Here is a 14,671-nt window from a genome sequence, read left to right on the forward strand (position 1 = left end):
TTTAGAAAAAGCGATTAAGATACTTGGTAATAAAGTTAAAATTCCGTTAAATATGATATTGCAATAAACAATGTTTTGATAAATTTGCCAAATTTTTAGATATTTAGCATCGTAATTTTGGTTTTGTTCGTCCGAGACACTGTAATTACTTTGAGTTGTTGCCGTAATTTGCAAAATACGCATTTACATCAGAGGCTCTGACTAAATAATATAGACAAAGCCTCTGAAAAATAATTGATCAGTAGAAAACTAGAACTCTACACCATGTTTCTTGGCAACTTCAGTTAGTTTTTCATACTGATGTTGTGATGCTTGAGTTAATATCTCTTCAGCCTGTTCTTTAGTACTTCCCTCTTTAGGAATTAAATACTTAACATAAAGAGATACAAAATCGGCAGCGATCGCTAAACCTGATAAATTATGTTTGTCAGCTTCCTTACCTGCGATCGCAGCTACCAAACCGGCTTTAATTGGGTCTGGTTTTACTTTCATAAACTGCTCGACAAGTTTAGGAACATAGTCTTCTGGTGGCAAATTATCTAACTTACTTCTATCAGGAGTAAAGTTACATTCTGCGGCTTGAGCTTGCTCTAAAACACACCATTCTATGTATTCTTGCAATGCTGCATCGGGAACGCGAGGGAGATAATTATGTAGCGCTAAATCAGACACAAGCTTACCGTGTAAATTGCTGTTTTATGCAAATGCATTAAGGCAAGCCTAACGCACTGTTTCTATAAGTTTTAGTGTGTTACGCTACGAGTTTTGAATATAAGGCATTGGGAATAGGGCATTGGGAATAGGTTATTTATCCCTCATTTTCCCCAAATTTATCTTTTGGGCAATCGCTTAGGTAGATGGTTAATCCAGTAAGCTGTAAGTAACCCTAGTTGGAGAAATGGAGCGCGAAACATGACACTCACTGAGCTACTTCCTGCTGTCAGGAAACTCTCTATATCAGAAAAAATTAAGCTAATCCGCATTTTGGCGGAAGAATTGGATACCAACAAAGATATTTCACCTCTCGAACCATTTAAAACCTATGATTTGCCTACACCCTACAATTCGTTTGGTGCAGGTGAAATTCTCATGCAAGCCTTGAAACAGGAAGATTAGGTCTGACCACATGCGATTCAAATACTCGACCACTGACCCTTCCCAAAATGAGTTTGACAGTTTGCCACGGATTTCACTGCGTCTTTGTCTAGGTGATAGAGCGGTTGAAGCTCTTGGACTGGTGGACAGTGGTGCGACTGTAAATGTTCTACCCTATGAAACTGGTATTGAGTTAGGTGGGGTTTGGGATGATAATAGGGCGATTATTCAATTAGCAGGCAACCTGAGCAATATGCCAGCAATGCCATTCTTTGCAAACGTTGAGATCGGTAACTTTGCGCCAGTTCAACTGGCATTTGCTTGGGTGAAAAGAGCGAATGTACCCTTGATTCTTGGACAGACAAACTTTTTCCTAGAGTTTGATGTGTGTTTCTACCGTTCCAAACTTGAATTTGAGATTGAACCAAAATCTGAGTAATAAATATAATCTGTGAGGCGATGTCTACGACGATTGTGATATGAAAACTTTTACTGCGATCGCTGAAAGAGATCCTGATACTAAGTTCTATGTTGGCTATGTCCCTGGCTTTTCTGGAGCGCATTCTCAAGGTGAAACCTTGGATGAATTGCAGGAAAATTTGCCTGAAGTTATTGAGATGCTTCTAGAGGACGAGGATCTGGTATTCGAGACAGAGTTTGTAGGTATACAACAGATTGTGGTTCAGTAGACCATGAGTAATATTCCTATTCTGAAACCCCAATAAGTTGTACGAATATTGGAGAAGCTTGGGTTTGTGGAGGTGCGTCAGAAAGGCTCACACAAACAGTTTCGACACGGAGATGGACGAGGAACAACAGTCCCATTCCACAAAGGGCGTGACATTTCACCAAGGTTGCTACGACAGATTGCGAGTGATATTGGTTTGACGATTGAAGAAATGCTGGAGTGGTGATGAGGTTTAACACTTAAGCAAAAATCAAATGTTAAAATCTCACGATTTGGCTGCCCAAAGTAGGGAAATGTCGTACTGATTAAACATTGAATCGGCACTCACAAGCGTCATATTTCCTATCTGAGCCTGTGCAATCAACATTCTGTCAAAAGGATCTCGGTGATGTAAAGGCAATGCAGCCGCTTGTAAAGCATGAGCAGCTGTAATCTCTAGCGATCGCATTGCCAACACCGTCATCCGACTAGAAATATAACTGTCTAGGGGATCTGCCAGTGGTAACTTGCCGATCGCAACTTTGATCCCCATTTCCCAAATACTGGCAACTGAGAGCCACAATTCATTTCTTTCATCGGCAATATGGGCGATTGCTGCTTCATTCAAAAGCTCTGGTTGGGTAAACCACCATAACCAGCACTGCGTATCTAGCAAAAGTTTCACTACTCACCACCCTCAAATGCTACCAAAATTTCTTCTGGTAAAGGCGCATTGAAATCATTTGGCACAACAAAACGCCCTTTATCTTGCCCTAAACTATTGAGTCGATTTGATGAGGTGCGAAACGGAACCAACTTGGCGATCGGAATGCCTCGGTTGGAAATAATGATTTCTTCTCCAAGTTCTACGCGCGACAAAAGCTTTGAGAGATTCGTTTTAGCTTGATGAATATTTACAGTTTCCATAAGATTAAACTAAGTCTGTAAACTAAGTTTAGTGTTTTTGTCGTAGTGGTGCAAGAGCGATCGCTTTTCGTCAACATTTGGTTTATACGTACAACCGATCAAACAATTAGATACTAGTTTTTTGCTTCACCTTGCTGACATAGTTGATTGCGAAGGCTATGATGAAGCGGCCAAAATAAAAAATTTGTCTAGGAGTGCGATATGAAACTACCAGAACCTCATACCAAAACATTTTCAACTTTGGTAGGAGAAATTGAAAATGGTCAAATTAAAATTCCCCAATTTCAAAGAGAATTCGTTTGGACAATGCAGAAATCTGCTGCTCTTATTGACAGCATTATCAAAGGTTATCCCATTGGCACATTCATTTTTTGGCGCACTAATGAACGTCTTCGCTCAGTGAAAAACATTGGTAAGCTAGATTTACCAGAACCAAAGCCAGGTGAGTTTGTTGATTACGTTTTAGATGGACAGCAGCGATTAACTAGCTTATTTGCTAGTCTGCAAGGGGTTATTTTAACCAGAGAAGACGGAAGAGAAGATAATTTCTCACAAATATTCATCGATTTAGAAGCTCAAGACTCTGAGCAAATCGTCATTACTGATATTGCGAGTAAAGATGAAAAAAGTCTAATGAGTATTCTCAATTTACTTAAAGGGGATTTTATGCTTCTAGCATCATACCCTGATAAGTATCATGAAAAACTGAAAAATTATAAAAACAGGATTGAAAGTTATCAGTATTCAATAATTCAGGTCAAGGATGCACCGATAGAAATAGCTACAGAGATTTTTACAAGAATTAACGTTAGTGGTCAAGCTTTGTCTTTATTTGAGATTATGGCTGCTAAAACATTTGACTATGAGAAAAATTTTGATTTAACAGAAAAATTTCAAGAGTTGATAGAAAATCTTAAGCCTCTTAATTATGAGACTATATCTGATGCTACTGTATTGCAAGTTGTCTCAATCATTCTCTCCAAGGAGTGTAAAAGACAAGTCATATTAAAACTTGATAAGAATAGTTTTATTGATATTTGGGATAAGGCAATAGATTCTATTGAACGCAGTGTAGAGTATTTCAGAAATTTTTATCGTATCCCAGTTTCTCATTTACTTCCATATAATGCATTAATCATTCCCTTTTCATATTTCTTCTTTCACCACAAAGATAAACCAACTGATGATAAACAAAGATATCTAGAGGATTTTTTCTGGAGATGTTCTTTATCTGGACGTTATTCTTCTTCTGTAGAAAGTAAATTAGCACAAGATATAAAAAGAATAGATGAAATTCTTGCTGGAGATTTACCTACCTATGATTGGTCAATTGATACTTCTCCAGAATTTATTAAGGATAATGGTTGGTTTAGTACATCTAGAAGTTATGTTAAAGCGATATTGTGTATATATGTATATCATCAACCAAAGTCATTTAATGATAATTCAATCGTCAATGTCAGTAACTATTGGCTAAAACAAGCAAATAGCAAAAACTATCATCACTTTTTTCCCAAAGCACACTTAAAAAAACAGGATTATTTTGATTGGTACATCAACCATATCCTCAACATCACCATAGTAGACGACTTTTTAAATAAAAGAGAAATTAAAGCACAAGCCCCTTCTAAGTATATGGCTAAATTCCAAGCAATAAATCATGACTTGGAGACTACTATGAAAACTCATTTAATTGAGAATTTAGATACTTTTGGAATTTGGAACGATGATTATGAGCAGTTTTTATCTGAAAGAGCAAAAGTTGTTAGTCGAGAAATTTCCAAAAGAATCATTAAGCAGGAAATAGACAAAAAAGGACAATCTAATTTAGTTGATGATTTTGAAGAAGAGTTAACAACCATTGAGTAAATACTACTATTTAAAAGTAAGATAGAGGTACGATAGAAAATTCTCTGCGTACCTCCGCGCTTACCTTCGCGCCACTTTGCGTTTAAACTTAAGCAGTCCGAAAACGCGCTAGTTCTTCACCAGTCTTAGCATCATGGGCGTGAACTGTACACACCAAACATGAATCAAACGATCGCGCCACATGCCCAACTTCCACCGGATCGCTAGAATCGTAAATGGGTGTCCCAATTAACGCTTCTTCAATGGGGCCTCGGATTCCTTCACCGTCACGAGGGCCGATATTCCAAGTACCTGGGGCAATAACTTGGTAGTTCTTAATCTTACCGCCCTCTATTTCCACCCAGTGAGATAAGGAACCCCGCGCTGCTTCCGTTGCACCCCAACCGCGTCCATCTTTTTCTTTGGGTTTGATATACCAAGGGTCGTTTAATTTGAATTCGCGCAAGCAGTGTTCAGCTTGACGATATAACTTGACAATTTCGTGAAGTCGTGCTAGCTGACGCACATGAATACTAGCACCACCCATCCGTTTATAGACATCGAGGATAAAGCCGTCGTAGTGTTGCCAAGATTCACCATGTTGACCACCAGCTACTAATTGCCGCGCTAAAGGGCCAGTTTCCAAGCGTCCGAAGTCTTTGTGAAGGACTGCACTTGACCAAGAGTAGGCGTTATCGAAGTCTTTGGTATTGATTGCAGTGGGTTTAGTGGTGCGATCGCTAGGGTGAATATCTTCTGTCCCTTCATCGTACCAAGAGTGAGTTGTATTCTCGCGGGTAAATGACTGATCCATTAAAACGTGAGTGTCTGCAAAGCTATCGTACACTCCACTTTTCATAATCATCGCCGCATTTCGCCCTTCAACAGTCGGCTTTTGGTATTTATCTTCATGGGCTAAATATCCCCAAGTCACATATTTACCAACACCAGCACCATATCTATCTAGACCAATATCTAAACCCATCCGCCAATAAAAACCTAAGTCAGAATCTCGATGATTTCGATCTTCATCTAACCAATCTCTGAAGTCATCATAAGTTTGGATTTGTTCGTAGCGTTCTAATGAACAACCTAACCACACTGGTTCTAACCAATTAGTGCGGAAGTATTCGAGAATTGCCCAAGCACGAGTAATATCTGTTAAAGTTGGGGCGCACATCACGCCACCAGGAACCATATAACTAGAATGAGGCCATTGTCCGCCTAATAGTGCATAAATTTCTACGGGTTTAGCGGAAATTGTTATGCCTAGTTCATAAGATTTGCCTGTGAAAGCGGCAAAGCGTCTCACAGCTTCGTCATAATAGCGACTATTGCGGTATTTTTTATTGGTTAAATCAATGGCAAACAAACCATAAAAATAGCGGGGGATACTTTGGATTGTCTCGACAATTTGACCGAGATTTCTCGCCAAAATTGCATTGCGGGGAACTTCTGTTTCCCAAGCTGTATCTAATGCCCAAGATGCAGATGTCAGGTGAGAACCGCCGCAAATTCCGCAAATGCGAGGCGTGACAATTAATCCGGCTTGGGGGTCTTTACCGCGTAGGATAACTTCAAATCCGCGAAATAATTCAGCGTGTGTCCAGGCGTTGACTACTCTTCCATGTTCAATATCAACTCGGACATCTAAATCGCCTTCAACTCTACCGACGGGCGAAATGTCTAATGATTGAATTGTCATTTGTCATTTGTCCTTTGTTATTTGTCATTGGTCATTTGTCATTGGTCATTTGTCATTGGTAATTATTCACTCGCCTCTCCGGCAAAATGGTCGAAACCCTTGATTTATCGTTGATGGGAGTGTGAAAGGTTATAGTCTAATACGCTTGGGTTTTGAAGACGCGATAAATCGCCGTCTCTACAAGTGTTTTGTTGCTCATTCTGAACTGTATTGGGTTATAGTCATTGGTCAAATCACAAAGGACAAATGACTAATGACTAATGACCAATGACAAATGACTAAACTGTAAAAAAGTCTTCTTCAGCCCAAGGTGGTGCTGCGTCTTTGGCAACCATTGTGAGTAAGGCGTAGTCTTTTTTGTTCACCCCTGGCGGTAATTCTTTGGGAACTCCCATTACTGTTTGGGTTTTAAATACGGTTCCCGGTTTGAGGTCAAAGAAGGGAAATTCTGGTTCTGTGCAACCTAAACATGGCATTCCGGCGCGAGTTTTGGAAGAGACGCGGTTCCACAAGATGCGGTTGCAGGAAGAATGAGTCATAGGCCCACGACAACCCAAGTCATAAAATAGACAACCTTTGCGCTGACCAAATTCGGCGGTTGATGCTTTATAGGCAAAGTGGACGTTGCGGGTACAACCTGTTTGAGTGTAAGTGTTGAAGAAGGTTTGGGGACGATTTAGTTCATCAAAAGCAATGTCTGCTATGCGTCCAGTAGCGATCGCAACTAATATCTGCGTAATCCAGTCGGGATGGGCGGGACATCCAGGTATATTAATTACAGGTAATCCGGCTTGCGAGAGAAAATCTTTCCCTAAAAAGCCACCTTCTTGACGCTTGAGAAATTGCAAACCTTCCGACTCGCTGGGGTTGGGTGACATGGCAGGAATTCCTCCCCATGTGGCACAGTCTCCCACAGCAACGATAAATTTAGCAACTTTGGTGAGGTCTGCTAACCAATCTTTCATGGCGCGATCGGCAAAACGATTCCATTCGCCAGTACCGTTGGGGGCGTTGACAACACTGCCTTCAAATACCAAGATATCTAGGGGAATTGTGCCAGAAATGCAATCCCGCAGCAGTGTTTGTAAGTTGTTGCCTAGTTCCACTCCCAAGGAAGGATGCCAAAGTAACTTGATACCAAAATCGGCAATCAAATCACAGACTGTCGGTTCTTCAGCGTTGAGAAATGACATAGTGTTGCCTGAACAAGCACCACCTTGTAGCCATAGTACGTTAGTCATCGGCTATGCGTTTTTCTATTGTTTCCCATGCATGATGTAGGTGATAATGCTTGTCGAGTTTCACCTGTTTATCAATATTTATTTTTCAATACTAAGATAATTTTTTCTTTAATTCACTTTCATTAAAAAAGAATTAATCATTAACAATAACTGAAATCCCATTAATATTAATTTAAAGGTTTCTGTCTGTTAAATATGTTACAAATTTAGCAGGCATAACAACCACAAGCTTGGAATGATGCTGTACTTTCTGCGCTAAGAGGATGTTTGAAAAGTCCTCTTAGCTCGACTTTATTCAAAATTAAAAACTTGGTTCTGTTGATACGGCAAAACCCTAGTACCGCAAGGCGGAATTAAAAATTAAAAATGAAGACTGCGTAATACCGTTTCTTTGTGAAGCTGCATATAATTTACCCCCCGGCTATCGCCGTCCCCCCTTGCCTTCATCCTAAATAGCTTTCATTGGCAGACTGATAACGAATGTCGCTCCCTGTCCAATTCCTGGACTTTCGGCTGAGACAGTGCCACCGTGTAATTCTACCAAGTGACGGACGATCGCTAACCCTAATCCTAATCCACCATGCGATCGCGTGGTGGAACTGTCAGCTTGACGAAAGCGTTCAAATACATGGGGTAGGAATTCGGCAGCAATTCCCCCTCCCGTATCACTTACCCGAATTTGTACGTAAGATTCAATTCGCTCTAATTGCACATCAACTCTTCCGCCCTTGGGTGTAAACTTGACGGCATTGGAGAGCAAATTCCACACAACCTGTTGCAAGCGGTTGGCATCACCCACAACTAACTCTACTTCCGGGTCAAATCTACAGTTAATACTAATTTCTTTCGCCTGGGCTGCTGGGTACACAGTATCGATTGCCGCCTCTACAAGTGGTGCAAGTTTTACCCGATTCATACTTAGGTTGAGTGTGCCTCTAATAATCCGTGACACATCTAAAACATCTTCAATCAGTTGCGCCAGGGATTTAGTGTTCCGCTCAATTGTCTCTAGTGCCCGACTAGTCATAGTCTCATCAAACTTGCGAGTTCTAAGTAGCTGTGCCCAGCCCAGGATAGCGTTTAGTGGTGTACGGAGTTCATGGGAGAGTGTGGCCAGAAACTCATCCTTCATACGGCTTGCTGCTTCTGCATCCGCGCGTGCTGCTTGTTCGCGCTCAAGGAGTAATTCGCGTTCTTGCTCTGCTAACTTATGAAGTGTAATATCTGTAATTAGGGCAACAAATCCTGCAACTTTTCCCTGCTCACTAAACTGGGGAATGTAAGTAACATTCATGTAATGGTTTGTGCCATCTTGATGAAGTAATTGAGTTTCGTAAGTTACTTGCTCTCCTGAGAGTACTGCTTCTACATAAGGAAGAATCGACTGATAAACCGACTCTCCCAGAATTTCTCTAATGTGTTTACCAGAAATTTCGGCAGCAGGAATCCCAAACCAGTGTTCATATCCTTTGTTATTAAAGCGATAACGCTGCTCACCATCGACATAGGAAATCTGGACGGGCACCGCATTTGTAATCAGGCGCAGTTCATCTTCTCGTTGACGCAGTGCTGTTTCTGCCCTTTTCTGCTCTGTGATGTCGCGTTGAGTTCCCCAAGCTCTAACTAAAAGGCCATTTTCGACAACTCCCACCAGATTATTCAAAAAATATTTGGAATTACCTTGCTTATCTATTTCGTGGGACTCAGCATCGATTAGTCGGTAGTTAGAACGGATAAAATTACGTAGGTATGCAATATTATGTGGATCGGAGGCAACAAGAAAATCTCCTAGTCTGACGCCGATAATTTCTTCGGCACGAGAACAGCCATACATCTGCGCCATAACATTGTTGCATTCTGCCAGATAAACATATTGGTAAAAATGTTCAATTTGTGCATCTTCTGGACAATCTACTGAAATTGGTACTTCCAGTTCGATACACCAAATACCTTCTGAACTATGCTCTAAAAAAGTGCGGTAGCGTTCTTCGCTTTTAGAAAGGGCAAGCTCTGCTTGTTTGCGTTTGCTTAAGTCAAGTACAAAAGAGACAATATCGTTAGGATTATTTTCTGACAAAGCAGAACCTAAAAGGATAGGAACGCGACTGTTATCTTTGCGGATATATTCGTTCTCAAAGGGCTGACATACACCTTTGGTTGTGAGTTCTGCGTAGGCGTAGCCCGCCGTAGGCATCGCACGGTTGTTAGCTTCAATATATTCTGGTGTTATCATATCGCGCCATCGGACTCGCCCTGCTTGCAAATCCTCCTGGGAATAACCTACCATTCGTAAAAAAGCATCATTAGCCTCTGCGATCGCCCCATCCATATTGGCTACAATTACCCCAATAATGTTGGACTCTATCAACCTTCTAAACCTTGCCTCGCTCACCTGTAGCTTCTGCAAACTCGTTTGAAGATGTTGTTTGGCAGTGCGTAACTCTGAGTTCAGCAAGTTAATAATTGTTGTCACCAGCACAAACAAGCCTAATCGCAATATGTTGTCTAAACTTGCAACCAGGAGCGAAAACACTGGCTCTAAGAAAAAGTAGCTGACGGCTAAAGTAGATAAAGCAGTCGCCAGCAATCCTGCTTCCATGCCGCCATACCAGGCACTAACCGCCACGGCAGCAAAAAACAGCAGGAAAATACTTGATTTCAGTAGTGGCTGTAGCAATAGTGTCAGTAGCAATACGCTACCAACAGTCAATAGTGCCACAGCATAGGGCGCTAGAAGGGAACGTGTTCCTTTCAATTTAGCTTCTCCTTTTATGCAGCTAGCTAAAGGATTATTCCCAAAATCAGCTAGAAAATGTGTAGGCGTCTTGTCGTAGACATCGCTTAACATTTATTATGCATCGAAAAAATACACACATAAGCAGTTACTTGCCGCGAATCTATCTAAAGTAGTAAAACAGAGTTTTAGCAAAGTTGAATAAGCTGATAATTGTCGCTCTAATTATATATGTTTTATTTTCGAGTCTCCGTCAAAAAGTATAGATTTCTTAAGTTTTTAAATTAATTCCCTTGAGTATATAAGTCATCATTTCACCTTTACCTTTTACCTGAATTAAACCTCGTTTTTCCAATAAGTAATTATCCTTTAAAAACTGATAACTTGCTTCACAAACCTGGATACTACCTGCAATACCATGCGATTCCATTCTACTTGCCGTATTGACTGTATCTCCCCAAAGGTCGTAGGCAAACTTTTTCAGCCCGATCACTCCTGCGACTACTGGCCCTGTACTAATGCCAACGCGGATGCAAAAGGATTGGTTATTTTCTTCGTTAAATGTAGCTACAGCCTTTTGCATATCCAAGGCCATATTAGCGATTGCCGGAGCATGGTTGTTAGACTGATTTGGCAACCCTGCAACAGCCATATATGCATCGCCAATAGTTTTGATTTTCTCTACCCCATGACGTTCTGCCAATTGGTCGAACAAACAGAATATTGTATTTAATAACTCGACTAATTCCGCAGGAGATGTACGACTTGAAAGCTCTGTAAAGCCAACAATATCGGCAAATAAAACCGTAACTTCCAGAAAGCTATCGGCAATAGTCGTCGGTTGTTGTTTTAATTGTTCTGCAATCATCTCTGGCAGAATATTTAGTAGCAGCCGTTCTGATTTGTACTGCGCTAGTTCCATTGCTTTACGGGCGTAAAATTCTTTTTTTCGCAAGCGCTCGTATAAATAGACAGAGAAGACACAAATCATGCAAGTCCAAAATAAATATAAACCCTGCTCAATGTAGAAAGCTGATGTATGCGTTAATTGGGGACTATACAATAAATATAAAATTAAATAGCAAACAATTGTTCCTATTTGTGCTATTAAATGTAACCACCATTGTACTGGAACGATTGTAGCCTGAGTCAGAAACATCAAAGTCCAGATATTACTTCTAGGTTCTAGATTATTAAACAGCAAAGCTACATCAATTTGGACGGCACAAGTTACAGACCAGCATAAACTCAAAAAAATTAAATTTGGGTAACGACGACCTATAGAGGTTTTACATAAACCCCAACAAATGAGCGTGAATAATTCTACTACAATACCGATTTTAAAAGCATATATCTTGCCTTGTAATTGGGAATTTGCCCAGAGAAAAAAAGCGATTAAAGTCAAGCCAGATACCAACATAATCTGTGCCTGTAATTGCAGCCGTTTCAGCAGAAAACTCTGTCGCTGTTCTTTGTAGGATTCGGCAAGGTTATTGTTGGTTTGCCGATAGGACATTCCGTGACTAATGAGCGCATCGAGTTGGTTTTTGTCGGAGTTACTTGGATGAATCATGCACTTTTTGCGTTATTAGTAATCAATGGACTAGGGAGTGGGGAGATGAGGGAGATAAGAGAGAATAACTCTTAACTCCTAACTCCTAACTCCTAACTCAGCACTCAGCACTCAGCACTCAGCACTCTCAAATGGCTCGTACCCCTACATTAAATTTTGATCGTGGCACATTAATTCTGCATCCACCACCACGCGGCAAAGGTTGGATGGACTATGCGACGTGGGATGATAGAGTTGAAAAATTCCGCATTCCAGCAATTAGATACCGATCGCTAGTAGAAGCACTACAAGCGGAAGATGTTTATTTTATCGATGAGGCGAAGGAATTCTATCCTGTAGACTTGGTTCCCACTCTGGAAATGGAACCCTATCCCCACCAAACTGAGGCGCTAGCCGCTTGGAAACTGGCGGGTAGGCAGGGGGTTGTTGTGCTGCCCACTGCGGCGGGAAAGACTTATTTGGCGCAAATGGCGATGCAGTCAACGCCGCGCACGACGCTGATTGTGGTGCCAACCTTGGATTTAATGCATCAATGGTATGCACACCTAGTAGCGGCTTTCCCCGATGCTGAGGTGGGATTGCTGGGAGGTGGTTCGCGGGATAGAACGGCAATTTTAGTTGCAACTTATGATAGTGCAGCAATTCACGCTGAGACGTTGGGAAATCAATATGCGTTGATTGTTTTTGACGAATGTCATCATTTACCCACAGATTTTAATCGGGTAATTGCTGAATATGCGATCGCACCTTATCGGTTGGGACTCTCCGCAACACCAGAACGCACCGATGGTAAACACGCTGACTTAAATATCCTCATTGGTCAAGAAGTATATCGCAAACGCGCCGAAGATTTGGCGGGGAAAGCCTTAGCAGAACATGAAATTGTCCAAATTAAGGTAAAGTTATCGCAACTTGAGCGCGAAAGATACAACCAACTAATTCAAACCCGCAATGACTTTTTGAAGCAATCCAAGATTTCTTTAGGGAGTCTGCAAGGTTGGCAAATGTTCGTACAAATGAGTGCGCGATCGCAATCTGGACGGAGAGCGATGTTAGCGCATCGAGAAGCGAAAGATATTGCTTTGGGTACTGATGGTAAATTGCGAATTCTAATTAATTTATTGGCAGAACATTATCCGGCAAGAATTTTGATTTTCACTGCTGATAATGCAACCGTTTATCGGATTTCTCAAGAGTTGCTAATTCCGGCAATTACTCATCAAACTCCTGTGAAAGAACGGCATGAGATATTAACAAAGTTTCGAGAGGGTCAATATAATACTTTGGTTGCTTCTCACGTGTTGAATGAAGGTGTTGATGTGCCGGCGGCTTCTGTGGCGATTATTTTATCGGGAACTGGTTCGGCTAGGGAGTATACTCAGCGATTGGGGAGGATTTTACGGAAGGGGAATATTGAGAATAAGCAGGCAATTTTATATGAAGTAGTGGCGGAGGATACGAGTGAAGAAGGGACTTCGGCTAGGCGAAGAGGGGAGAGGAAGGTAGAGGGAGAAAAGAAAGGGAAGTTACAGGTTGTGTATGGGAGTGGGAAGGAAAAAAGTTTGAAGGCTGCGGAACAGATAGAAATTAATTATTCAACCGGAAATCCAAAATCTAAAATCCAAAATTCAGCAGATGTTACCGACAGATTTACTGATGCACCGCCAAAACGGGGAGGAGATCATCCCGAAGAGACTGAAGATTGATCAAAAAACTTCGGAGTTGGCGATTGAGTTAATTAATTATTTTCAATCAGCAGTGGGTAAAACTCAAGGTGTGCTTGAGCGACAACTGACTGATTTTGAAGGAGATTCGACAGATTATCGGGTGAAACGGGGATTAGCTTATATTCTCAAAAGTAGTTTTTGCACTTTTGAAGTGGTTAGTCCTCTGGAACCACAAATGTTAAGAGAACGAGTGTTTTCTCTAGCTGCAAAGTCTGTTTCTAGTCGAGAATCAACACAAGTTACTCTGAGTAAAATTGCCGATGAGTTAACTCAAGAACTTGAACGGGAAGTTTTATTAGAACAGGTTCGGAATGGATTATATGCTGATTTATCTGAAAATAAGATTTTGACAGTTTTTGATGCACCAACAGCACCAGATTTGTTAAATAGATATAACTTATCTCAGGTGCAGGGTGTATTTTATAAAGCTAGCCAACTTGTATTAAATGCCCACCGGAATGTTCCGGGAGAATATAAGCTGTTATTTCGCTATCTAAAGTTGTTTCAATTGATGGCTTATATTGAAGGTGATGCTGACCACGGGTTTACAATTACCATTGATGGGCCGACGAGCTTGTTTAATCCTAGTACACGATATGGGTTAGCGATCGCTAAACTTATTCCCGCTTTACTTCACGTTACTAAATGGAGTCTTTCTTCCATTCTCAAAACCCGCGACGCCTATACAAATACTTGGAAAACTGGACGTTTCACCCTCAATTCCGAATGTGGTTTAGTATCCCACTATCCACCGGGAAAGCCTTACGATAGTATGCTAGAAGCATCCTTTGCTGATAAATGGGATGCGTTGAAAAGTGGTTGGGCATTAGAACGAGAAGTTGATTTGATACCAATCCCTGGTAGTGTGATGATTCCCGATTTTCGCTTGGTGCATCCTGATGGACGCACTTTCTTATTAGAAATTGTTGGGTATTGGCGGCCTGAATATTTACAGAAAAAGTTTTCTCAGGTGCGGCGGGCTGGACGTGATGACTTAATTTTGGCAATTTCCGAGCGACTTAATTTAGAAAAGGCGGGAGTAAAATTAAATGATGTCCCCGCAAGAATTGTTTGGTTTAAAGATAAGTTATTGCCGAAAGCTGTGTTAGCTGTAATGGATTAACTCATCGCACAGCTACGAAAACATCGCTAGT

Annotated in this window: 14 protein-coding genes; 7 read left to right on the forward strand and 7 right to left on the reverse strand. The window is 41.1% G+C overall.

From position 1 onward, the window contains the following. Positions 1–249: 249 nt before the first annotated feature. Positions 250–672: a hypothetical protein gene (locus HUN01_RS07545; protein WP_181930750.1), complete on the reverse strand. Its 423-nt coding sequence runs from the start codon at positions 670–672 to the stop codon at positions 250–252. 240 nt (positions 673–912) lie between these two features. Between HUN01_RS07545 and HUN01_RS07550 the strand changes: the two genes are divergently transcribed. The 4 genes from HUN01_RS07550 (at position 913) to HUN01_RS07565 (ending at position 2,009) form a co-directional block, all read left to right on the forward strand. Beyond that, positions 913–1,116 carry a hypothetical protein gene (locus HUN01_RS07550; RefSeq protein ID WP_099103703.1) on the forward strand — a complete coding sequence of 68 codons (204 nt, stop codon included), beginning with the start codon at positions 913–915 and terminating at the stop codon, positions 1,114–1,116. A 61-nt stretch (positions 1,117–1,177) separates the two neighbouring features. Further along, the gene (locus HUN01_RS07555; RefSeq protein WP_338044527.1) at positions 1,178–1,534 is read left to right on the forward strand and encodes a hypothetical protein; all 357 of its coding nucleotides are present in this window, start codon (positions 1,178–1,180) and stop codon (positions 1,532–1,534) included. Between the two features lie 40 nt (positions 1,535–1,574). Beyond that, entirely contained in the window at positions 1,575–1,784 is a 210-nt protein-coding gene (locus HUN01_RS07560) for a type II toxin-antitoxin system HicB family antitoxin (protein WP_181930752.1), read from the forward strand. Between the two features lie 72 nt (positions 1,785–1,856). Continuing rightward, the gene (locus HUN01_RS07565; RefSeq protein ID WP_238846065.1) at positions 1,857–2,009 is read left to right on the forward strand and encodes a type II toxin-antitoxin system HicA family toxin; all 153 of its coding nucleotides are present in this window, start codon (positions 1,857–1,859) and stop codon (positions 2,007–2,009) included. Between the two features lie 39 nt (positions 2,010–2,048). On the opposite strand, the gene HUN01_RS07570 is transcribed toward HUN01_RS07565, so the two are convergent. Continuing rightward, a complete protein-coding gene (locus HUN01_RS07570; protein WP_181930753.1) occupies positions 2,049–2,447 on the reverse strand; it encodes a type II toxin-antitoxin system VapC family toxin in 399 nt (132 codons plus the stop codon). Continuing rightward, positions 2,447–2,689: a type II toxin-antitoxin system Phd/YefM family antitoxin gene (locus tag HUN01_RS07575; protein WP_181930754.1), complete on the reverse strand. Its 243-nt coding sequence runs from the start codon at positions 2,687–2,689 to the stop codon at positions 2,447–2,449. The genes HUN01_RS07570 and HUN01_RS07575 overlap by 1 nt, the downstream gene beginning before the upstream one ends. Before the next feature lie 201 nt (positions 2,690–2,890). Here HUN01_RS07575 and HUN01_RS07580 point away from each other — a divergent pair, with 201 nt between their 5' ends. After that, entirely contained in the window at positions 2,891–4,558 is a 1,668-nt protein-coding gene (locus tag HUN01_RS07580) for a DUF262 domain-containing protein (protein ID WP_181930755.1), read from the forward strand. Positions 4,559–4,646: 88 nt separating this feature from the next. Here the strand turns inward: HUN01_RS07580 and HUN01_RS07585 are convergent, their stop codons facing one another. The 4 genes from HUN01_RS07585 to HUN01_RS07600 all read right to left on the reverse strand — a co-directional run bounded on the left by HUN01_RS07585 (position 4,647) and on the right by HUN01_RS07600 (position 11,790). Beyond that, entirely contained in the window at positions 4,647–6,242 is a 1,596-nt protein-coding gene (locus HUN01_RS07585) for a nickel-dependent hydrogenase large subunit (protein WP_181930756.1), read from the reverse strand. A 278-nt stretch (positions 6,243–6,520) separates the two neighbouring features. Beyond that, positions 6,521–7,483, reverse strand: coding sequence for a hydrogenase small subunit (locus tag HUN01_RS07590; RefSeq protein ID WP_181930757.1), 963 nt, complete (start codon positions 7,481–7,483; stop codon positions 6,521–6,523). A gap of 448 nt (positions 7,484–7,931) precedes the next feature. Continuing rightward, complete coding sequence (locus tag HUN01_RS07595) at positions 7,932–10,331, reverse strand: PAS domain S-box protein (protein ID WP_238846068.1); 2,400 nt, start codon at positions 10,329–10,331, stop codon at positions 7,932–7,934. A 157-nt stretch (positions 10,332–10,488) separates the two neighbouring features. After that, complete coding sequence (locus HUN01_RS07600; protein WP_181930758.1) at positions 10,489–11,790, reverse strand: adenylate/guanylate cyclase domain-containing protein; 1,302 nt, start codon at positions 11,788–11,790, stop codon at positions 10,489–10,491. A 131-nt stretch (positions 11,791–11,921) separates the two neighbouring features. On the opposite strand from HUN01_RS07600, the gene HUN01_RS07605 reads away from it, so the two are divergent. Both HUN01_RS07605 and HUN01_RS07610 read left to right on the forward strand, forming a co-directional pair. After that, positions 11,922–13,496, forward strand: a complete 1,575-nt coding sequence (locus HUN01_RS07605) for a DEAD/DEAH box helicase (RefSeq protein WP_181930759.1) — start codon at positions 11,922–11,924, stop codon at positions 13,494–13,496. Continuing rightward, positions 13,426–14,640 carry a DUF790 family protein gene (locus tag HUN01_RS07610; RefSeq protein ID WP_181930760.1) on the forward strand — a complete coding sequence of 405 codons (1,215 nt, stop codon included), beginning with the start codon at positions 13,426–13,428 and terminating at the stop codon, positions 14,638–14,640. The genes HUN01_RS07605 and HUN01_RS07610 overlap by 71 nt, the downstream gene beginning before the upstream one ends. The last annotated feature ends 31 nt before the right edge of the window (positions 14,641–14,671 follow it).

The sequence above is a fragment of the Nostoc edaphicum CCNP1411 genome (assembly GCF_014023275.1).
GTDB lineage: Bacteria > Cyanobacteriota > Cyanobacteriia > Cyanobacteriales > Nostocaceae > Nostoc > Nostoc edaphicum_A.

What these genes read in the sequence shown, in the direction of transcription:
- HUN01_RS07550 (WP_099103703.1), top strand. Translation starts at nt 913, where the DNA reads ATGACACTCACTGAGCTACTTCCTGCTGTCAGGAAACTCTCTATATCA.
- HUN01_RS07610 (WP_181930760.1), top strand. Translation starts at nt 13,426, where the DNA reads ATGTTACCGACAGATTTACTGATGCACCGCCAAAACGGGGAGGAGATC.
- HUN01_RS07580 (WP_181930755.1), top strand. Translation starts at nt 2,891, where the DNA reads ATGAAACTACCAGAACCTCATACCAAAACATTTTCAACTTTGGTAGGA.
- HUN01_RS07575 (WP_181930754.1), bottom strand. Translation starts at nt 2,689, where the DNA reads ATGGAAACTGTAAATATTCATCAAGCTAAAACGAATCTCTCAAAGCTT.
- HUN01_RS07560 (WP_181930752.1), top strand. Translation starts at nt 1,575, where the DNA reads ATGAAAACTTTTACTGCGATCGCTGAAAGAGATCCTGATACTAAGTTC.
- HUN01_RS07585 (WP_181930756.1), bottom strand. Translation starts at nt 6,242, where the DNA reads ATGACAATTCAATCATTAGACATTTCGCCCGTCGGTAGAGTTGAAGGC.
- HUN01_RS07600 (WP_181930758.1), bottom strand. Translation starts at nt 11,790, where the DNA reads ATGATTCATCCAAGTAACTCCGACAAAAACCAACTCGATGCGCTCATT.
- HUN01_RS07590 (WP_181930757.1), bottom strand. Translation starts at nt 7,483, where the DNA reads ATGACTAACGTACTATGGCTACAAGGTGGTGCTTGTTCAGGCAACACT.
- HUN01_RS07605 (WP_181930759.1), top strand. Translation starts at nt 11,922, where the DNA reads ATGGCTCGTACCCCTACATTAAATTTTGATCGTGGCACATTAATTCTG.
- HUN01_RS07595 (WP_238846068.1), bottom strand. Translation starts at nt 10,331, where the DNA reads ATGTTAAGCGATGTCTACGACAAGACGCCTACACATTTTCTAGCTGAT.